The organism is Streptomyces sp. NPDC048417, from assembly GCF_040651615.1.
Lineage (GTDB): Bacteria > Actinomycetota > Actinomycetes > Streptomycetales > Streptomycetaceae > Streptomyces.
Map to the genome: position 1 here is coordinate 15,231 of NZ_JBEZKI010000056.1, position 19,524 is coordinate 34,754.

The 19,524-nt window shown below is 69.9% G+C and carries 16 protein-coding genes; 1 reads left to right on the top strand and 15 read right to left on the bottom strand.

Features of this window, described 5'->3' with window-relative positions; all coding sequences use genetic code 11:
* Positions 1 to 9 precede the first annotated feature (9 nt).
* The 8 genes from AB0D59_RS48845 to rfbB all read right to left on the bottom strand — a co-directional run bounded on the left by AB0D59_RS48845 (position 10) and on the right by rfbB (position 9,049).
* The gene (locus AB0D59_RS48845) at positions 10 to 945 is read right to left on the bottom strand and encodes a hypothetical protein (protein WP_362578928.1); all 936 of its coding nucleotides are present in this window, start codon (positions 943 to 945) and stop codon (positions 10 to 12) included.
* A 5-nt stretch (positions 946 to 950) separates the two neighbouring features.
* Positions 951 to 2,717 (bottom strand): biotin carboxylase N-terminal domain-containing protein, encoded by a 1,767-nt coding sequence (locus AB0D59_RS48850; RefSeq protein ID WP_362578931.1) that lies wholly within the window; start codon positions 2,715 to 2,717, stop codon positions 951 to 953.
* Between the two features lies 1 nt (position 2,718).
* Complete coding sequence (locus AB0D59_RS48855; RefSeq protein ID WP_362578934.1) at positions 2,719 to 3,282, bottom strand: flavin reductase family protein; 564 nt, start codon at positions 3,280 to 3,282, stop codon at positions 2,719 to 2,721.
* Between the two features lie 554 nt (positions 3,283 to 3,836).
* Positions 3,837 to 4,643: an SAM-dependent methyltransferase gene (locus AB0D59_RS48860; RefSeq protein ID WP_362578936.1), complete on the bottom strand. Its 807-nt coding sequence runs from the start codon at positions 4,641 to 4,643 to the stop codon at positions 3,837 to 3,839.
* Positions 4,644 to 4,791: 148 nt separating this feature from the next.
* The gene (locus tag AB0D59_RS48865) at positions 4,792 to 5,979 is read right to left on the bottom strand and encodes an acyltransferase (RefSeq protein ID WP_362578939.1); all 1,188 of its coding nucleotides are present in this window, start codon (positions 5,977 to 5,979) and stop codon (positions 4,792 to 4,794) included.
* 205 nt (positions 5,980 to 6,184) lie between these two features.
* A complete protein-coding gene (locus AB0D59_RS48870) occupies positions 6,185 to 7,012 on the bottom strand; it encodes an NAD(P)H-binding protein (protein WP_362578941.1) in 828 nt (275 codons plus the stop codon).
* Between the two features lie 79 nt (positions 7,013 to 7,091).
* A complete protein-coding gene (locus tag AB0D59_RS48875; RefSeq protein ID WP_362578944.1) occupies positions 7,092 to 8,075 on the bottom strand; it encodes an NAD-dependent epimerase/dehydratase in 984 nt (327 codons plus the stop codon).
* 11 nt (positions 8,076 to 8,086) lie between these two features.
* Positions 8,087 to 9,049, bottom strand: coding sequence for a dTDP-glucose 4,6-dehydratase (gene rfbB / locus AB0D59_RS48880; protein ID WP_362578947.1), 963 nt, complete (start codon positions 9,047 to 9,049; stop codon positions 8,087 to 8,089).
* Between the two features lie 610 nt (positions 9,050 to 9,659).
* On the opposite strand from rfbB, the gene AB0D59_RS48885 reads away from it, so the two are divergent.
* Positions 9,660 to 9,956: a hypothetical protein gene (locus AB0D59_RS48885; RefSeq protein ID WP_362578950.1), complete on the top strand. Its 297-nt coding sequence runs from the start codon at positions 9,660 to 9,662 to the stop codon at positions 9,954 to 9,956.
* 352 nt (positions 9,957 to 10,308) lie between these two features.
* Here the strand turns inward: AB0D59_RS48885 and AB0D59_RS48890 are convergent, their stop codons facing one another.
* The 7 genes from AB0D59_RS48890 to AB0D59_RS48920 form a co-directional block, all read right to left on the bottom strand.
* The gene (locus tag AB0D59_RS48890; protein WP_362578953.1) at positions 10,309 to 11,910 is read right to left on the bottom strand and encodes an MFS transporter; all 1,602 of its coding nucleotides are present in this window, start codon (positions 11,908 to 11,910) and stop codon (positions 10,309 to 10,311) included.
* 141 nt (positions 11,911 to 12,051) lie between these two features.
* A complete protein-coding gene (locus AB0D59_RS48895; RefSeq protein ID WP_362578956.1) occupies positions 12,052 to 12,651 on the bottom strand; it encodes a dTDP-4-dehydrorhamnose 3,5-epimerase family protein in 600 nt (199 codons plus the stop codon).
* A gap of 6 nt (positions 12,652 to 12,657) precedes the next feature.
* Positions 12,658 to 13,926 carry a nucleotide disphospho-sugar-binding domain-containing protein gene (locus tag AB0D59_RS48900; RefSeq protein WP_362578959.1) on the bottom strand — a complete coding sequence of 423 codons (1,269 nt, stop codon included), beginning with the start codon at positions 13,924 to 13,926 and terminating at the stop codon, positions 12,658 to 12,660.
* A 280-nt stretch (positions 13,927 to 14,206) separates the two neighbouring features.
* Complete coding sequence (locus AB0D59_RS48905; protein WP_362578962.1) at positions 14,207 to 14,866, bottom strand: hemerythrin domain-containing protein; 660 nt, start codon at positions 14,864 to 14,866, stop codon at positions 14,207 to 14,209.
* 479 nt (positions 14,867 to 15,345) lie between these two features.
* On the bottom strand, positions 15,346 to 16,218 hold the full coding sequence (gene rfbA / locus AB0D59_RS48910) for a glucose-1-phosphate thymidylyltransferase RfbA (RefSeq protein ID WP_362578965.1): 873 nt from the start codon (positions 16,216 to 16,218) through the stop codon (positions 15,346 to 15,348).
* Positions 16,219 to 16,526: 308 nt separating this feature from the next.
* On the bottom strand, positions 16,527 to 18,239 hold the full coding sequence (locus AB0D59_RS48915) for an FAD-dependent monooxygenase (RefSeq protein WP_362578967.1): 1,713 nt from the start codon (positions 18,237 to 18,239) through the stop codon (positions 16,527 to 16,529).
* A 143-nt stretch (positions 18,240 to 18,382) separates the two neighbouring features.
* The gene (locus tag AB0D59_RS48920; protein WP_362578970.1) at positions 18,383 to 19,303 is read right to left on the bottom strand and encodes a MarR family transcriptional regulator; all 921 of its coding nucleotides are present in this window, start codon (positions 19,301 to 19,303) and stop codon (positions 18,383 to 18,385) included.
* Positions 19,304 to 19,524: the final 221 nt, after the last annotated feature.

The window sequence follows — 19,524 nt, forward strand, 5'->3', positions numbered from 1 at the left end:
GACGAACTGTCAGCGGTACAGGCGCCCGATCGCCCGGTTGGCCGCGTGCGCGGCCGCCGCGTGCCGCGGGTCGGGCCTCAGCGCCTCGTGCCGTACGGCCACTTCGGCGAGCTTGATGGCGTGCTCGTCGCCGATCTGGACGGCCTCGGCGAACAGGCCGGCCGGGTCGGGGGCGGCCGGCAGCGGGGCCGCGGGCCGGGGTACGGCGTGGAACCAGTTGAGCATCGTGCGGCTGACGGCCCGCGCGACCTGGTACGACGGCCACCGCTGGTCCTCCGGCAGGTGCTCCACCACCAGCCGTACGGCGGCCGGCCCGGTGACCGAATGGATCAGTGGAATCGGGTGCGGAAGGGAGAGCGTGGCGTAGATCCCGGAGAACTCGGCGACGAGTTCGTCCAGCGCCCCTACGACATCGCCGCCGCCACCATCCTCCTCGACGACGACCCCGCCCTCCGAGTACCGAGCCGCCCAGTACCCCAGCCCCTGGGCCAGCTCGGCCAGTTGCAGGCGGCTGTCGGGCCCGGCCGTCACCACCGCCCGGACCGCGTGCGCGGTACGGATCACCCCGTGCGTGAGCACCCCGGACATGCCGGGCAGCAGCCGGGGCCACCAGCGGGCCAGTACGTCGGTCCACCGGCCCTCGGCCAGCTCCCGTTCGAACAGGGCCGTCCAGTCGGCGACCCGGCCGAAGTCGCCGAGCGCCTGCCGCCAGTCGGCCTCGTCCGCCGGGTCGATGGTGAACCGCCGCTCGGGCACGTCGTGGAAGGTGTGGCTGCGCAGATGCCCCTCCACCCAGTCGGGCACCTCGTCGGCGTATCCCATGTGCGCCAGGGCCTCGGCGGCCATCGGGGCGTGGTTGACGAAGCTGCGCCCGTGCTCGTACCCCACGGAACGCAGCCGTTCCAGCGCTCCGTTCATGGCGTCGGTATAGGTGAATGCTGCCAAGGCGATCAGTCCTTGATCTCGCAGATCGCGACGCCGGCTGCGAGGGCCTGCCCCACCTCGGCGGAGATCCCGGTCACGGTGCCGGAGCGGTGCGCGGTGAGCGGCTGCTCCATCTTCATGGCTTCAAGTACGACGACCAGGTCGCCCGTCTCGACCGTCTGCCCCTCGGTGACGGCGACCTTGACGACGGTGCCCTGCATGGGAGAGGTGAGGGTGTCCCCGAAGGCGGCGGGCGCGGAACCGCCGGCGCCGCGGCGGCGGGACCGGGCGGCGGCGGCCCCCGCGAGCGTACGGTCCGGGACCCGGCCCAGAACCGCCGGCAGCGAGACCTCCAGCCGGTGTCCGCCGACCTCGACGACGACCGTCTCGCGACCGGCCCCGTCCGCCTCGGGACCGGCAGCCGGAGCCGCCATGAAGGCCTCGATGTCGTTGACGAACTCGGTCTCGATCCACCGGGTGTGGACGGTGAACGGCCCCTCGGCCGGGGCGAACGCCGGGTCCCGCACCACCGCCCGGTGGAACGGGAGCGCCGTGGCCATCCCCTCGACGCGGAACTCGTCGAGCGCCCGCGCGGCCCGCTCCAGCGCCTCCGTGCGGGTGCGGCCGGTGACGATCAGCTTGGCCAGGAGCGAGTCCCAGGCCGGGCCGATCACGCTGCCCGACTCCACGCCGGCGTCCAGCCGTACCCCCGGACCCGACGGCGGCTCGAAGACCGTCACCGTGCCCGGCGCGGGCAGGAAGCCCCGGCCCGGATCCTCGCCGTTGATCCGGAACTCGACGGAATGGCCCCGCGACTCGGGGTCGTCGTAGCCGAGTTCCTCGCCGTCCGCGATCCGGAACATCTCCCGCACCAGGTCGATGCCGGCGACCTCCTCGGTCACCGGGTGCTCGACCTGGAGCCGGGTGTTGACCTCCAGGAAGGAGACCGTGCCGTCCTGTCCGACCAGGAACTCGCAGGTCCCCGCGCCGACATACCCGGCCTCCCGCAGGATCGCCTTCGAGGCGCGGTACAGCTCGGCGGTCTGTTCCGCCGTCAGGAACGGTGCCGGAGCCTCCTCCACCAGCTTCTGGTGCCGACGCTGCAACGAGCAGTCACGCGTCGATACGACGACCACGTGGCCGTACCGGTCCGCGAGGCACTGCGTCTCCACGTGCCGTGGCCGGTCCAGGTAGCGCTCCACGAAGCACTCCCCGCGTCCGAAGGCGGCCACCGCCTCCCGCACCGCCGACTCATAGAGTTCCGGCACCTCCTCCAGCGTCCGGGCGACCTTCAGCCCGCGCCCGCCGCCGCCGAACGCGGCCTTGATCGCGATCGGCAGCCCGTGTTCCTCCGCGAAGGCCACGACCTCGTCGGCGCCGCCCACCGGGTCCGGCGTGCCGGCGACCAGGGGGGCGCCCGCCCGCTGGGCGATGTGCCGGGCCGCCACCTTGTCGCCGAGGTCGCGGATGGCCTGCGGCGGCGGCCCGATCCAGGTCAGGCCCGCGTCCAGGACCGCCTGCGCGAACTCGGCGTTCTCGGAGAGGAACCCGTAGCCGGGGTGGACGGCGTCCGCCCCGGTCTCCCGGGCGGCCCGCAGGACCTTCCCGATGTCCAGGTAGCTGGTGGCCGGGGTGTCACCGCCCAGGGCGAAGGCCGCGTCGGCGACCCGGACGTGGAGGGCGTCCCGGTCCGGGTCCGCGTAGACGGCCACGCTCGCGATCCCGGCGTCCCGGCAGGCCCGGGCCACGCGTACGGCTATCTCGCCACGGTTGGCGATGAGCACCCTGCGCATGTCAGGACGCCTGCCGGGTGTGCTGGAAGCGGTCCGCGCCGGTCTCCAGCGGGCCCAGGGAGCCGTCGAAGAAGATCAGCGGCTCCAGGCCGTGCTCGGGGACGCCCAGCTCCACCACCTCGCCGATGACGATGTCGTGGTCGCCGGCCGTGTGCACGTCGACCGTGGTGCACGTCAGGTGGGCGAGGGCCTCGCTGAGCACGGGCAGCCCGTCCTCGGTGAAGTGATGCGGGACGCCCTCGAAGGCGGTGGCGTCGGTCCGGCGCCCGGCGAAGTGCCGGGCCAGCGGCTGCTGCCGTCCGGACAGGAAGTTCACGGTGAACCCGCCGCTCTGCTCCAGGAGCGTGTGCAGCCGGGAGTGCTGGTGCAGACAGAACAGCACCAGTGGGGGTTCCAGCGAGACGGACGTGAACGAGTTGACGGTGGTGCCGTCCGCGTCGCCGTCGGGGCCGGTGGTGATGACCGTGACGCCGGTCGTGAACAGGCCGCACACGCGGCGCAGACTCAGTGGCTCGATGGGCCCGGTCTCTCGGGCACGGGTCAGCGATCGCGCTGATGCGGACATGCGCATCCCTTTCGTGGAGTCGGAGTGGTGTCGCGCCGGACACAGGAGCGTGCGGACCTTCGCCCCGGCCTCGACGCTTCGGCACCACAAGGCCCGGTCAGCCGCCCGGTGCCAGCGGTGAGGCAGGAACCCCGGCCCCGGAAGACCGCAGCGGCGGTCCGGTTCGCGGAGTACCGCAGCCGGTCGCCGGAGAGCCACCCCGCAAGCCGTCTGGGGCGGCGGTTGGCCGACGGCGCGCCAGGGGGCCGTCCGTCTCGCGGACGCGGGCCCTGCTGTCGTACCTCGTGGCCGTCGACCGGGAGTTCTCACGCCGGTTGATCGTCCGCTCGGCTTCGTTCCCGTGCTCGTGGATCATCTTGTCGAAGCGGGTGAGCGGGCCGGCCGTCGGCGCCGTGGCGCCGAGACGGGCGGCCCGCCGGTGTCCCGGCTCCGGCAGGGTGTGATCGATCCGGCGTCTGCGCCCGACCACTTCACCTGCACGTCGACGGGAATGCCGTCGCCTTCTCAACGCCTCGGACCGAGAGCCGAACAGGGTTGCCGGACAGAGGTACTGATCAGTTCTTCACGGCGACGGCGGCGAATCCGGCGGCGTCCTCCCGGCTGGTCTGGTAGTCCGCGTCGTCCGCTCGCTCCTCCTCCGTCTCCCACTCGTTGACGGACACCACACCGGGTTCGAGCACCGTCCAGCCCTCGGTGTCGACGAACTGCCCGATCTCCGAGCGAGAACGCTGGGCGAGGTCGACCTGGAGCTTGGTGTACAGCTCGCCGACCGCGGTCCGCACCGGTGCGGAGACGTAGTCGGGGCTGGAGTGGGTGATGACGATGAAGCTGCCGGGCGCCAGCGCTTCCTTGTAGCGCTCGACGGTGCCGTACGGGTCGTCGGCGGCGACCGCGAAGTGCAGGAGCGCGCCGAACAACACCCCCACCGGCTGGGAGAAGTCGAGGAGTTCCTTGGTGGCCGGGGCCGAGAGCACGGCGCCGGGATCGCGGAAGTCCGCCTCGACGTACGCCGTGCGGCCGTCCGAGGACTCACCCAGGATGCGGCGGGCGATGTCCCCGACGACCGGGTCGTTGTCGTTGTAGACGACCTTGGCCTCGGGCGCGATCTCGTGGGTGGCACCGACGGCCGGGATACCGCTGCCGAGGTCCAGGAACTGGCTGACGCCGCGCCGGGTGGCGGTGCGGACCGCGCGGTTGAGGAAGCGCCGGTTGGCGCGTGCCCCCACCGGGCCGCCGGGCAGCAGCTTCACGATGCCGTCGGCCGCGGCACGGTCCACGGGGAGGCTCTCGGAGCCGCCGAGGAAGTAGTCCATGATCCGCGCGGAGTTCGGGAACTGTTCGGGTGTACGGGTCTCGGTCATGTCGACACATCCTTGGTCAGGGGTTGCAGAGTTCGGGCGGGGAGTCCGCGCACGACCGCACGGAGCGGAGAGTTTGGATTACGCAAATCGTTCACTCTCATGACAAAATGACTCAGGCCGTGAGCGTGGTCTTCGCACGCTCACCGTGTCAACGGGCGTTTTCCAGCGGCCCGGTTGCGGGCACCCCGAGGTCCTTTCGGCGAGGCCGACTGAAGCGCTTCATGGCCGGCCGCTCGACCAGCGCGTACAGCAGGTAGGCGAGCGCGGTGGTGACGACCCAGAGCAGCAGTGCCAGTCCGATTCCCTCGGCGAGGGTGTAGGGGCCGTGCTTGGAGAGGATGTGACGCTCGGCTCCGATCAGCACGGTGGCCTGCATCAGGTAGACCGCGAACGAGACTTCGCCGAGCCACTTCATCACCCGTCCGCGGAACGGCGAGCGCTTTGCCCGGATGTCGGCGACCGCGGTGGCGGCGATGAGCAGGCCGATCGGGGCCGCCCAGATCGCGCAGAGGGAGTACAGGAGAGGGATCTGGAGCGACACGTAGTACGCGATGGCGGTCAGCACCACCGCCTGCCACATCCGCACGCCCACCCACCGATCGGTCAGCACGATCCGGGCGAGCAGCATGCCGAGGACGAACTCCAGCATCCGTACCGGCGGAAGGTTGTAGATGAACCAGTTCTGGATCTCGTTCGTCTGCCAACCGGGGAGGGTCACGTCACTGGGCAGCACGGCGGACGCGAACACGGGTACCGCGACGATGGCGGCCAGGAGGGCCACGGCCCAGGCCCACAGCCGTGCCGGGGAGATCTTGTTCACCGCGCGGTACAGCAGCGGGAAGCACAGGTAGAAGACGAGCTCGCAACCGAGCGACCAGCTCGGCTGGTTGACGCTGAACGTCACCAACGGGTCCCAGGACCAGGTCTGCACGAGGAACAGGTTGGGCAGCCACTGCTTCCAGGAGGTGATGGTCGCGCCGGCGAAGACCACCAGTGCGAGCACGAAGGTGACCAGGTGGTTGGGGAACAGCTTGACCACGCGGCGGCGCATGAACAGGAGCGGGGTGTCCGAGGGGCGGGCGGACCAGGTGAGGATGAATCCGCTGAGGATGAAGAAGAACGAGACTCCGAGGCCGCCCGCGACATTGAACACCCGAGCGATCTCCTTCCCGGTCTCGCCGCTGAAAAGGCCCATGTTGGCGGTGGTGACGTGGCAGACGAACACGGCCGTCGCCGCATAGAACCGGAGCCCTGTCAGCGACGGCAGCGAGGTCAGCGATGGTGTCCGCCCGGATCGGCCGGGCGGGGCCGCTTGGGGGTACTCGGTGGTGGCCATGGATCCCTCCTTCGTATGGCATGGTCGACAAGGAGCCGCTTTCGCGGCACGAAAGAACACCGCACGACGGGCCGGAGAGCCTGCGGTGCGGTGTCGATGGCGATGGGGTCCTGGCCCCGGGCCGGTTAGCCGGCCTCACATCCCGAGCCCAGCCGGGGCGAGTCCGCGGGGGCGTTCCCGCAGGCGCTCCTGCCGGCGGGAGGGTTCATCGCCGGAAGTCGGCGCTGCGGTGCTCGACCCAGGACGCGTACGTGTGGGCCGCTCGGCCCATGGCGGGCTCAGCGGTGGAGACGGGCTCCGCCCTGCCGTCGGCCGCGTCCTCGAGCTGGTCGAGCAGGAAGTCGGCGGCCTGGGGCGGCATCTGCCGGACCAGGTGCGCGTGCGCCTGGGAGCGCGGGATCTCCTCGTACTCCGCCGTCACGCCGAGCACTTCGGCGATGATCCGTACACGCTCCGACGGGTTCAGCGATTCGGGCCCGGTGAACGAGACGTGGTCCAGGGGCCGGGCGGATGTCAGGGCCGCGGACGCCACCGCGGCGATGTCACGCTCGTCCACGGGTGCCGTGGCGGCTTTGGCGTAGGGACCGCGGACGACTCCTGCCGAAGCGATCTGGTCCGCCCAGGAGAGGTCGTTCGCCATGAAGAGGGTGGGGCGCACAAATGTGGCGTCGATCCCGGAGGCTCGCACCTGCGCCTCGTTGCTCTGGTGTGCTTCGCCGATCCACCCCGGGACGGGGAAGGCCGCCGCCGAGGAGGAGAGCAGCACGATCCGGTCGAGGCCGCTTCGGCGTGCGTGACCGAGGAAGGCCTCGAGTTCCCCGAAGAGCGGGAAGAGGAAGGCCCGTTGTACCCCGTCGAGTGCGGCGGACAGCGTGTCGGGCTGGGTGAAATCCCCTTCGACCACTTCGGCCTCGGCCGGCAGGCCGCTGCCGGTGGGGTTCCGGGTGAGCGCGCGCACCTGCTCACCCGCGGCGAGGAGTTCGCGGACGATGTTGCGGCCGACGTTTCCGGTGGAGCCGGTGACCAAGATCATGAGAGTCCTCTCTCTGCGTACCCGGGCAAGGGCGTGCGGGGTGTTCACGGAGGGCGCGGACGCCTGTGGCACTGAGCCGTCAGAGTGCGGCGGCGGTCTCCCACATGTCCCGCAACGACCGCCGGACGTCGATCTTCGGCGCCCAGCCCAGCAGTCGGCGCGCACTGCGGATGTCGGCCCGGGTCCAGGCACCTCCGTTGGAGTTCACCGGTCCGGACGTCAGATCGAGCACGTCGGGGTCCTGTCCGGCCTCGGCGACGAGCAGTTCGAGCATCCGGCGCATGTCGAGCGCTTCGCCCCGCCCGATGTTGACGGTCCGCCCGGCGAGTGTGGATTCCGCCGCCCGTACTACCGCGTCGGCCAGATCCCGTACGTCGACGTAGTCCCGTTTGTCCCGACTCACCTCGAGCCGCAGCCGGGCACCGGCCGGTAGTGCGCGGAGCCTGCGCACTACCGAACCGAGGAAGCTGCCGGCCGCCGCGTCCGGGCCGAACACGTTCACCACGCGCAGCACGATCCCCTGCACCCGGCCCGCCCGAGTCGCCCGCAGCACGGCTTCCGTGCCGGCCAGCTTCGAGAGTGCGTACGGCGTCTGTGGTCTCGGCTCGTACGACTCACTCGTCACCGTGCCGTACGGCACCGGGCCGTATTCGTGGACGGAACCGATCTGCAAGAGCCGCGGTGGTGCGGGCAGCAGCCCGGCGGCGTCCAGCAGGCGCTGGACGAGCTCGACGTGAACGTGCTGGTTGTCCTCCGTGGACGCGGACCACCCTCCGACGGCGTTCACCATCAGCCGGGCACCCGCCGCCGTCATGACCTCGGCGATCTCGGCGGGCGAGGTCACGGAAAGATCCAGTTCGACGAACCTGCTGCCTGCTGCCGTCGGCGGCCGCTTCCTGGCAACCGCGAGGACACGGTAGCCCGTTGTCTCGAAAGCCTTGACGACGTGCCTGCCGATGGAGCCGTTCGCCCCCAGGACCGCGACGGCCGGTCGTGGCTCACCGAACCGGCCGTCGGCCGACGGTGAAGCCGCTGTCCGGCCAGTCGTGACGTCGCTGTGCACGTACTCGCTCCTCACTGTTGCCTCTCCTGCCACCAGGCGGCGTGCTCGGCGTACCAGCGCACGGTGTCGGCCAGCCCTTGCTCGAACGGGACCCGGGGCGCGTAACCGAGCTTTCGCAGCTTCGCGTCGGTCAGCGAGTACCGCCGGTCGTGGCCCAGGCGGTCCGGCACCTTCTCCACCCGGTCCCAGCCCGCTCCGCAGGCGGTCAGGAGCCGGTCGGTCAGGTCGACGTTGGTCAGCTCGCGGGTGCCCGCGATGTGGTAGACCTCGCCGGCTTCCCCGTGCTCGGCGGCGACTTGGATGCCCCGGCAGTGGTCGGTGACGTGGATCCAGTCCCGTACGTTCGCGCCGTCCCCGTAGAGCGGCACCGTCCCCCCGGTGAGCAGCCGGGTCACGAAGAGCGGGATGACCTTCTCCGGGTACTGGTAGGGGCCGTAGTTGTTGCCGCACCGGGTGATGACCACGGGCAACCCGTGGGTGACGTGATAGGCGCGCGCGAGCAGATCGCCGGCGGCCTTGGCGGCGGCGTACGGCGAGTTCGGCGCCAGGGGCGCGGTCTCGTCCCAGGAGCCGGACGCGATGGAGCCGTACACCTCGTCGGTGGAGACATGGACGACGCGCTTGACCCCGGCCTTGAGACAGGCGTCGAAGAGCCTCTGCACACCGAGGACATTGGTACGCACGAAGTCGGCGGCCTCCGCGATCGAGCGGTCCACATGGGACTCGGCCGCGAAGTTCACCACCACGTCGTGTCCCGGCACCACCCGGTCCAACAGGCCGGCGTCGCCGATGTCGCCGTGCACGAAGGTGAACTGCCCCTGCACCGGGTTCAGGTTCGCGAGGTTGCCCGCGTAGGTGAGCAGGTCGAGCACGGTCACCTGAGCGCCCTGCCAGGCCGGGTAGGCACCGGCGAGCAGCTCCCGCACATAGGCCGATCCGATGAAGCCTGCGGCGCCGGTCACGAGGATGCGCATGTCAGCCCTCCGCTGTGATCGCCGGGGACCGGTCCATGCACGCGAGGCGTGTGCGGCGCCGGGGCGCCGGCACCTCGCGGCTGATGCAAGCCTTCACTACATCTCTCCTTCCGCCGTCCCTGGCCGACGTCGGGCCGAGCCGCAGGCAGGGTGCCGGCGGCGTACGAGCCGGGGGGCCTCCATGACGCCGGTCAGGAGACGACTGGGGGGGTGGTGATCGCTGGAAGGTGCCGTCGCGGAACATCGCGAAGAGCACGTCGGCTCGGCATCGGGGCGAGGCCGAGCCGCTCGCTCCCCTCCCGGACCTCTGTTCACCGCAGGCGGACGAGCGGAGGGGAAGCGAGCGGAGGCGGTCCTGGCCGACGCCCGGCATCGAGGCCGGGCCCCTCAGGGACCGGGCGATACCTGGGACGATCAGCGTGGCCACATGGGTACTGGGGCGGCTCTGCTCATCGAGCGGGGTGAGGATTCCACCGGCCGGACAGGCCGGACAGCTCGCCGTTCGCGAGTCCCCGGGCCCTGGGGCGTATCAGGTTGGTGATCCGACGTCGTCCTGCCCGGCCGCCCGGGCCCGGGGACCGAACCGGTCGGGCAGGCCCAGGACGGCGGGGTGCCGCGTACGCGGTCCCGGCCCGCGTCCGAGGTGCGGGGTATCTGCGGGAAGGGGCACCGCAGCCGGTCGGAGAGCCGGTTCGCCTCGGAGACGAGGCCGTCGTGGAGTTCGGCCGACCGCAAGACGAACCCGTCGTGGAGCTCGGCCGACCGCAAGACGAACCCGTCGTGGAGCTCGGCCGACCGCAAGACGAAGCCGTCGTGGAGCTCGGCCGAGCGCAAGACGAAGCCGTCGTGGAGCTCGGCCGAGCGCAAGGTGCGCGGCCTCGCCCGGCCGCATCCGCATCCGCGTTGACGAACGCGTCGCGGGCGTCGGTCCCGGCCGCGTCTTCCCGCCGGGAGAGCGGGCGGCGATCCGTCGCCCCGCCAGACCCGCCGGGCAGGCGGCTGCACAGCCCATGGCGCGGGCACGGCCCGCGGCAGGGCGCCGACGGGGCCGGCCGACAACCACGGTCACCCCGTCATCGGGACCGCAGCCGACCGCCTCCGCCGTCGACAACCACGGCCGGCGCGCCGGCGCGGGGCACGGGAACCACGACCGCCGACGCCGGCCCGTACGGCGAGGGCGGTCCCTTGGGAACCCGGTCGAGATGTCGGTTCGTACCAGCGGGCGACCCGACCGGTCGGCGAAGCCTGTCAGCAGCGCGTCAGTTGTCCACTGCCGCGGGGGACTTCTCCGCGTCCTCCACCTCCACCTCCGCTTCCGCGGCAGGCGGAGGGCCCGGCATCCGGGCGCTGCGCAGCAGGGTGGCGGCCCCTACGGCCAGCAGCGCGGCGATCACCGCGCCGACCAGCGCGGTCGTCTGGAGACCGTGCACGAAGGCCTCCCGGGCCACCGACAGCAGCCGGGATCCCTCGGCGGCCGGCAGCGTACCGGCGACGTCGACCGCGGCGGCGAGGGTCTGCTTGGCCGTCTCGGCGACGCCGGTCGGCAGTCCATTGGGAAGGTTGTCTGCCAGGTTGGTCCGGTACACCGCGAAGCCGACGCTGCCGATCACGGCGATGCCCAGCGACGCGCCGAGGTCGGTACCGGTCGCCGCCATCGCGGAGGCGGCACCGGCCCGCTCGGGCGGTGCGGCTCCCACGATCAGTCCGGTGCCCAGCGAGATCATCGGTCCTAGCCCGAGTCCGATGACGGCCGCCCCCACCACCACGACATACAGGTCGGAGGGATCACTGACCTGGGCCAGCAGCAGCATGCCGACCGCGGTGACCGCCAGGCCGCCGGCGAGCAGTGTGCTCAGCTTCATTCGGCTCGCGAGGGCAGGGGCCGCCATGGCGCCGACCATGACCGCAAGGGTGGTGGGCAGCGACCAGAGTCCGGCATGGATCGCGGACAGCCCGTGCGCCAACTGCAGGTACTGCATGACGAAGAACTGCGCGGCCGAGTTGAGCAGGGTCGCGAGGAGGAGCATGCCGAGGGCGCTGCCGAACAGTTTGCTGCGGAACAAGGAGAGCTCGACCAGTGGTTGCTCAAGCCGGCGCTGGCGGGAGATGAAGAGTGCCCCCATCACCAGGCCGATGACGATGGCGCCGCCCGACTCCAGGCTCAGACCGTCGGCGGTGATCCGCTTGAGACCGTAGATCAGGCCGAGAATCCCGACGATGGACAGGACCGCGCTCAGGAAGTCCGGGCGGCGGACCGACTCGTCCCGGTACTCCGGCAGCAGGATCGGGCCGCACACGATCAGCAGCAGCATGACGGGGACGCCGATCAGGAAGACCGATCCCCACCAGAACAGCTGCAGGAACGTGCCGCCGACCAGCGGGCCGATCACCGTACCGAGGCCGAAGAAGCCGGTCCAGGCACCGATCGCAGCACCCTGCTGCTTGGGATCCTGGAACATGACCCGGATCAGGGAGAGGGTGGAGGGCATCAACGTGGAGCCCGCGATGCCCAGGAGCGCCCGGGAGGCGATGAGCATCGCCGGATTGACCGCGAATCCGGAGAGCACCGACGCCACCCCGAACACGGCCGCGCCGATCAGCAGCAGCCGCCGACGGCCGATTCTGTCCCCGATCGAGCCCATGGTGATCAGGAGACCTGCGGTGAGGAACCCGTAGATGTCCACGATCCACAGCAACTCGGTGTTGCTGGGCCGCAGATCCTCGGTGAGTGCGGGCAGGGCCAGATGCAGGACGGTCAGGTCCATGGCCATGAGCATGGTCGGAAGCCCGAGGACCAGCAGCCCCAGCCATTCCTTTCGGGTCGCCCGCGGTGCTGCCGCCGGACCGATGTCGGTACTCAACGCAAATCTCCTCGCCTTGTCGTTGACGACGCTCAATGACGGAACCGTAGAACCTCAACTGCGCTTAAGGTCAAGGCAGTTGATGGAGCGTCAGGACCCTGTCGGCCCCGGGGGGACGAAGCCGTACGCCGGATCTCCGTGTCATTGCCGGCCGACGGGAATCGCCGTCGCGACATCCCGCCAGTCCGCCAGCAGCCCCGCGTCGAGCGCCGCGCGCACTCCCTGTGCCTGCGCGTCCTTCGCCGACATCACCGGCGGTTCGGTGTGTCCCCAGGGGAGCGCCAGTTCCGGATCGAGGGGGTCGATCTCGATCTGGGTCCCCGGCACGTACTGCGTGGAGACCGCGTAGCAGACACAGGCGTCGTCGGTGAGCGCCAGGAACCCGTGCCCGACCCCCTCCGGCACATACAGGCACCGCCCGGCGTCGGCGTCGAGGAGGACCACGTGGTGCACACCGAAGGCGGGCGAGCCCACCCGCAGGTCGACGATGATGTCGCGGACCGCTCCGCGCACGCAGGTGACGTACTTCGCCTGCCCCGGCGGCGTGATCACCGAGTGGACACCGCGGAGGGTGTTCCGCCGGGACACCGAGCAATTGATCTGCGCGGGCCGGAACGGACGCCCGGTGACCTCCTCGACCCGGTCGCAGCGCAGTACTTCGGCGAACGCGCCGCGTTCGTCGCGGATCTGCTTCGGTGTGAAGACGAACGCGCCGGGTACCCGGGTCTCGACCACGTCCACGGCCGATCAGCCCCCGGTCCGGTGCTGCGCGGCCATCCGCTCCAGGATCGGAACGATCTCGGCGGGGCTGGGCGCGGCGACCATGTCCGCGTACACGGCCGCGGCCCCCTGCTGGAACGACGGCTCGGTCAGCAGCCTGGAAAGCTCACGGGCCACCTGTGCCGCGGTCAGATCATCGCTGTGGAGGGCGACTCCCGCTCCCCTGGCCTCCAGGTAGCGGCTGCTGGACAGCCCGGTACCCAGCTCCTCCGTGATGATCATATGGGGCACCCGGTGCTCGGCTGCGGCGAAGAACGTGCCGAAGCCGCCGTGGTGGATGATCGCCGAGCAGGTCGGTGTCACCTGGGTGAGCGGGAGGTAGTCGACCATCCGCACGTTGTCGGGCACCTTCTGCCCCTCGCCCAGTTGATCGGCATTGACCGTGGCCACCACCTCCACGTCCATTCCGGCCACCGCCTCGAACACGGCCGCGAGCCGCTCGTCCCGGCTGGAAGTGACCTTGCGCTTGGTGACGCCGAGCGACAGGCACACTCGGGGCCGCGACGGCGCCCGCAACAGCCACTCCGGCACCGGGACCGCCCCGGTGTACGGCACGAAGCGCATGGGAACGACGCGTTGCCCCGGCGAGCGGGGCAGTTGCGTGTGCGTGGGGAGCGGGTCGATGGTGAAGTCGCCCAGGACCATCTGCTGCGAGTAGTCGTAGCCGTATCGCCCGAATACCGGCGCCATGGTCTCGGCCAGCGGGTTCGCCTGTGCGCCGCGCTGCGCAGCGCGTTCGGTCAGCCGCCCGTGGATCCAGCCGAAGTAGTCGGCACCCCACAGCAGCCGGGCGGACGCGGCCCCGCTCTCCCGGGCCGCGACCGATCCCACGGGATTGGCCACGTCCCAGATCACCAGGTCCGGCCGCCAGTCCCGGGCGAACTCGACCAGGTTGTCGGCGAGCGGCTGCTGCCCCTCGGCGTCCGGGTAGTAGCGCGCGACGTTCGCCACCAGGTAGTAGCGGATCGCCTGCCAGAGCCGACCGTAGTCGGAGCCGGGCTCGAACCCGAGCGCCTCACTGAACCGGTCCAACTCCGCCTCGGAGACGTGCGGCATCGGCGAAGCAGGATCGCCGCCGAGCCGCACCGCGGTGAGGCCGGCCGCGGAGATCTGCTCGGCCAGTTCCGTGCCGCTGGCCAGCCGCACCTCGTGCCCGGCACTCTGCAGCGCCCACGCCAGCGGAACGCTGGGGTACAGATGGGCTGTCAATGGCGCGACCGCGATCAGAACACGCATAGCAGTTCCTTTTCATCCGTACGTCAGTGATGTGCCATGCTCGAAAAGGGCCGCCCCACAGGTCCGAGGCCGACCGTCAGAACCGCGTTCGGCCGAGCCGGGAAGACCGCCGTACCGCTCCCCGCGCGTCGCGCCGGCGGTTCGTCGAACGCGGCGGACACTCCCGCCGGACCGTCGTCCCAGGTCGGCAGGCACCTCGCGCGGCCGTTCGGCGGCCGGGCGCTGATCCGGCCCTCAGCGAGCGGGATCAGCGCAGCTCACGGCGGCGCCTGGGGCCGCGTCAGCGGTTGGCGGAACCGGACCTGGCGTGCCAGATGTCCAGCTCCTCGTAGGCGGGGCGCCAGTCGCTCTCGTAGGGGATACGGAGAGCGTCGGGCATGTTCGAGACGAATACGGCCAGCTCGTCGGCGGGCATGCCGTCGAGCAGCCAGGGCAGGTAGCGGCGGGCGTCTTCGCCGATGGCATCGCGCCCCGCGACGGCGAACACCGCCCATTCCTCCTTGCTCATGGTGATGTCCATGAGCTTGAGAGCGTCGCCCTCCTCGTGGTCCAGGTGGGCGTTGAGCTGTGTGTGCAGGGCGTCGGTCAGACCGCCCAGGCGCTCCAGGCCGGAGTCCCGGTCGGCGAGGGCCGCGTCGATGTCCGCGAGCAGCGGGTCGATGACAGCGTGCTCCGCCTCCATGTCCGCCAACAGGGCCAGCTCGTCGGGCCTGTCGGCCAGCGCCTTCTGCATCACCGGCCACACGGTGACGTCCTCGGCGGTGTGGTGGATCGTCAGGAACTTCTTGAACAGTTCCCAGCCGACCGCGGTGCTCAGCACATGACGGGGGTCCTCGTCGACCCGGGCCGTGATCCGGGCGATCCGCTCCACCTCCCGCCGCAGGGCGGCGTGGATCGTGAACATCATCGTCATGTCGTGGTTCTTGAACTCCTGGCTCATCACTGTCTCCCTCGGTGCGCGTTGCCAGACCACGAGAGTATCGTCAACGCATCCATCTATCAACGTACTTAACTAGCAGGCACCCAACCATCAATCTTCCATTGAATGACTGAAGCGCAGGTCAGATGAGCTTTCGGCGTGCTCCGCCGGACTGGGGGCCGGCCCTTCTTGGCCGATTACGAACTGTCGCTGACCGAATCCTGGTTCCTCTGGCGTCGGGTCCGGACAACACCGCGCGCCCAAGGCGCGGGCAGAGCCCGCCCCTTGGGCGCATACACGGACGACGCGACCCCGGCCGGCGTTCAACAGCGAAGAAAGCGGGGGAAAGAGGAAACAGGAAGGGATGGAAGAAGGGGACCAGCGGCCCGTTTCAGGGCAGCACAAATCCGTCTCGATTAGCGTGACACATACGAACCGAGAACGTCAACAGCCTATTTTCCAGAGGCTTTTGAGCGCCCTGATCGACGTTGTGCGAATGTTCAGCTCGCGTCCGCGATGTCCATCACGTACTGACCGTAGGGGGTTTTCGCGAGCCGGCTGCCCAGCCGCCGGCAGCTCTCCCGGTCGATGAAGCCCTGGCGCCAGGCGATCTCCTCCACACAGGCGATCCGCACCCCCTGACGCCGCTCCAGGATCTGCACGTACTGGGAAGCCTCGATGAGCGAGTCATGCGTTCCGGTGTCCAGCCAGGCGAAACCTCGCCCCAGGGAGACGCATTCGGCCGTGCCGCGCCGCAGGTACTCGTTGTTGACGTCGGAGATCTCCAGTTCACCACGGGCGGACGGGTGCAGGTTCTTGGCGATGTCCACGACGTCGTTGTCGTACAGGTACAGCCCGGTGATCGCGAGATTGGACTTCGGCCGCTGCGGCTTCTCCTCGATCGACACCAGCCGCCCGGAGGCGTCCACCTCCCCCACTCCGTAACGATGGGGATCACGCACCGGGTAGCCGAAGAGGACACAGCCCTGCCTGTGCCGCTGCACCTTGGCCTTGAGCAGGCCGCCGAAACCCGGCCCGTAAAAGATGTTGTCTCCCAGGATGAGAGCCACATCATCGTCACCGATATGGTCGGCGCCGATCACAAACGCATCCGCGAGCCCGCGCGGTTCATCCTGCTCCGCGTACGTAAGGCGCAGACCGAGATCGGATCCATCCCCCAACAGCCGTTTGAATCCCGGCAGATCGTCAGGCGCCGAAATCAGCAGGATGTCAGTGATCCCGCCCAGCATCAGCACCGAGAGGGGGTAATAGATCATGGGTTTGTCATAGACAGGAAGCAACTGCTTGGAAACGCCCAGAGTAATGGGATGCAGGCGCGTCCCACTTCCTCCGGCCAGGATGACGCCTTTCACCTGCTACCTCCGTAGAACGACAAAGGGAACCCGCGGGCACGAACCCGGCCCACGGGTCGGGCCGCAGCTGTACTCCTCCACGGCGACGGCCGGGAGGTGGCGCACACGGCTGCCGAGACCACCCCGGCCACGTCGACGCCTCGCTGGAACACCGCAGGTCGTCGCCGCCCACCGCGCCCGTGGAAAACGCCATGGCACAGGCGCGGTCGGCAAGGGAACGGTTCAAAGCCGCGGCGACGCAAGGGAAGCCGAGCGGAGGCAGCCGGCGGCCCACCACGACGCAGCCGCGTGCCAGAGCGCCGCCCGGGTCAGAGGAGCTTGCGGACCTTCGCCCCGGCCTTGACGATCCCGAGCAGGAAGTCGCGGCCGACGCTGTTCATCTCGGCCGGGGCCTGGACCGAGGCCCAGTACAGGAAGCGGGCCATCGTCAGCGTTGAAGGGTAGATGAAGCGCCGCCTCTCGTCCTTCCAGCCGAAGACCGGGTTGACGACGGGCGACTCCTGGATCAGCCCGAAGACGATGTCGGCGGCCTCGTCACCGGTCAGCGAGCCCGCCTCGTACTTCTCGCAGGTCTCCGCGGTGGCTTCCAGCAGCCTCTTGAACGAGTCGCTCTGCGGCCACCACAGGCCCGGGTGGGCGACGTTCTCCAGCTCGTCGAAGTGCCGCTTGTCTTGGTCACGGAAGTGCCTGAGGCGGGCCCGGGTCAGCCGCATGGTGCCCGGGGTGATGAAGGAACCCCAGATCCGGAAGACCGCGTTCCACAGCCGGAAGTGCGAAAAGGCGATGAAAGAACTGTTGACCAGGTCGTCGTTGTACTGGAGCAGCCCCTGCTCCACCCGCTCGACGTACTCGAAGCGCTCGGCGGAGAAGTCACCGTCCTTGAGGGCGACCACCAACCGCGAGGTCAGCGCGTCGACCACCTCCATGGTGTTCGACAGGCCACGGGAGAACAGCGGGTCGAGGAAGCCGGCCGCGTGCGACATCAGGCACCAGCGATCACCGATGGTCTGCTTGGAGGAGTACTGCAGCCGGTCGGTGGAGATCCACTCGCGCACCCGGGTGGCGCCGTCGAACTGCCGCTTGACCGCCGGATACCTGTCGAGGAAGAGCTGGAACTCCTGCTCGGGGGTGAGGTCCTCGGGCTTGGGGTAGGTGCGCTCGTCCATGGTCAGGCCGACGCTGCACAGCGGGTTGCGGGACTTCTCGTGGTTGTCGAACGGGATGATCCAGAACCAGCCGCGCTCGATGAGGTGGTGCATCGTGCCGGTGTGCCAGTCGGCCGGCGGGCGCAGGTCCTGCGGGTGCCCGCTGACGTCGTCGAACCGCTTGATGCCGACGTAGTGGGTGAACATGGACCGGGAGTGGTGCTTGAACCTGGCCGGCTTGTCCCGCAGATCGAACTTGTCGGCCAGGGGGGAGCGGAAGCCGGAGGCGTCCACCAGGTACTTCGCCCGGTACAGCTCGGGCTGCGCGCCCGGGGCGGCACTCCTGCCGACCACGGTCACGCCGTCGTCGTCGAACTCGACCTCGCCGGCCCGCCAGTTCTGCCGGGGCGTGCAGCCGTACTTGACCGCCACGTGGAACATGAAGGCGTCGCTGTCCTGACGGAACATGTGGCTGTTCTGATGGAAGATCTTCGGCAGCGCGAGCTGGGTGGCCTCACGCGGATCGGGCTCCTGGCCGACCTCGTGCTTCAGGAACCCGAAGTGCGCCTTGGTACCGAAGGTGGGACCGATGTCGCGGGTGGAGGCCTGGACACTGGCCAGGCTCTTCAGCTCGGGTATGTCGTGGCGCTCGGAAAGGATGTGGATCCATTCCACGAGCTGCGGGGTCATGGATTCGCCGATGGCGAAGCGCGGGTGCGCGGCCGCGTCGACCAGCAGCACCTTGGCGCCGTGCCTGGCCAGGATCGCGCCGGTCACGGAACCGGCGAGTCCCGAGCCGAGGATGACGACGTCGAAGGTCATGTCCTCGGGTATGCGCGCCGTTTCCGGCGAGCCGTCGGTCTTTTTCGCGACCATGAGCTGTCTCCTTCGTCGAAGGCGTCGAGGTGCGGTGCACGACGGGAAATCCGCATGAAAAAAGGCCCCTCGCGCATGCGAAGAGCCCGGAAAACGGCGCGGTTGAACCGCTGAATCAAGCGTGACATTCCTTGGCCAGAGGGTCAACCCCTGGCAGAAACAGATGACTTGGCGTTCTCGGAGAATGCGGGGCCAGAATGCGTCGGGGCCAGGAGTTTCAGCAGCAGCGTCCGCAATTCGTCTTCGCCACCCGGCCCGAGCATGGCGGAGACGTCCGCGGCGAGTCCGGCCACGGCGCCGGCGACGACAGCGAGGCTCTCGCGGCCGAGTTCGGTCACCTCGAGCGCGTAGCGGCGCCGGTCGTGCGGGTCACGGCCGCGGCTCACCAGGCCCGACCTCACGAGTTCGTCCACCAGTTGGGAGGCGGCGGGTCCGGTGATGGCGAGCATGTCGGCGAGCCTCTGCTGTGCGATGGGCCCGAACACGTCCAGGGCGGACAGCGGGCCGTAGTGACGCACGCGCAGTCCGGTCCCGGCCAGCTTGTCGTCGCCGTGCTTGCGCAGCCGGTGATGGGCCTGGGCCACCAGGTACTCGGTGCCCTGCACCAGGGGCTGCGCCGACTCGGGCAGCAGCCGGGCCAGCAGCTCGTCGAGCCGCGCGGCCTCCTCCGGGGTCAGTACGGAGGTCAGCCGCGCGCCCCGCTCGGCCACCGCCCGGCGCCTGGCCTCCACGCCCTCCCGACCCAGGTCGGTCAGGGACAGGACGTACTGGCGCCGGTTGTCCGGGTTGCGGGTGCGCTGGACCTCCCCGCGGGCCTCCAGACGGTCGATCACCGCCACCATGATGGTGCGGTTGATGCCGAGCCGCTCCGCGAGGTCGAGCTGGGACTCCCAGTCCCGGCCGGTGAGCGCGTCGAGGACCAGGAAGTCACGCGAGTCGCTGTCGCCGCCGTTCCCGTTCGCGGAGAACTGTGCGTACACCCGGCGCAGCAGGTAACCGATGAAGCTGGTCAGCTCTTCCGGAAGGACACCGGGTACTTCGGCGGTCTCCTCGGTCCGGGTCACCGGACCCCCTGCTTCGCCACTTTCACGCCGCACGACAGCACCTCCTGCTCGAGTATATGCAGCGGCGCATGCCCTCGTACGTCCGCTGCCCCGCCGCTGAAGTCCGCTCCCGCCGAGTGGGGGATCGCATCTGCACCTGGCCTTCGCTCCGGTCGGGGAACCGACCGGCGGCCCCCCGGGCGTCTGCGAGGGCGCCGCGAACGGTCGACACCCCCGCTGAT

What these genes read in the sequence shown, in the direction of transcription:
- AB0D59_RS48850 (WP_362578931.1), bottom strand. Translation starts at nt 2,717, where the DNA reads ATGCGCAGGGTGCTCATCGCCAACCGTGGCGAGATAGCCGTACGCGTG.
- AB0D59_RS48855 (WP_362578934.1), bottom strand. Translation starts at nt 3,282, where the DNA reads ATGTCCGCATCAGCGCGATCGCTGACCCGTGCCCGAGAGACCGGGCCC.
- AB0D59_RS48860 (WP_362578936.1), bottom strand. Translation starts at nt 4,643, where the DNA reads ATGACCGAGACCCGTACACCCGAACAGTTCCCGAACTCCGCGCGGATC.
- AB0D59_RS48865 (WP_362578939.1), bottom strand. Translation starts at nt 5,979, where the DNA reads ATGGCCACCACCGAGTACCCCCAAGCGGCCCCGCCCGGCCGATCCGGG.
- AB0D59_RS48870 (WP_362578941.1), bottom strand. Translation starts at nt 7,012, where the DNA reads ATGATCTTGGTCACCGGCTCCACCGGAAACGTCGGCCGCAACATCGTC.
- rfbB (WP_362578947.1), bottom strand. Translation starts at nt 9,049, where the DNA reads ATGCGCATCCTCGTGACCGGCGCCGCAGGCTTCATCGGATCGGCCTAT.
- AB0D59_RS48900 (WP_362578959.1), bottom strand. Translation starts at nt 13,926, where the DNA reads ATGCGTGTTCTGATCGCGGTCGCGCCATTGACAGCCCATCTGTACCCC.
- AB0D59_RS48905 (WP_362578962.1), bottom strand. Translation starts at nt 14,866, where the DNA reads ATGAGCCAGGAGTTCAAGAACCACGACATGACGATGATGTTCACGATC.
- AB0D59_RS48915 (WP_362578967.1), bottom strand. Translation starts at nt 18,239, where the DNA reads ATGGTCGCGAAAAAGACCGACGGCTCGCCGGAAACGGCGCGCATACCC.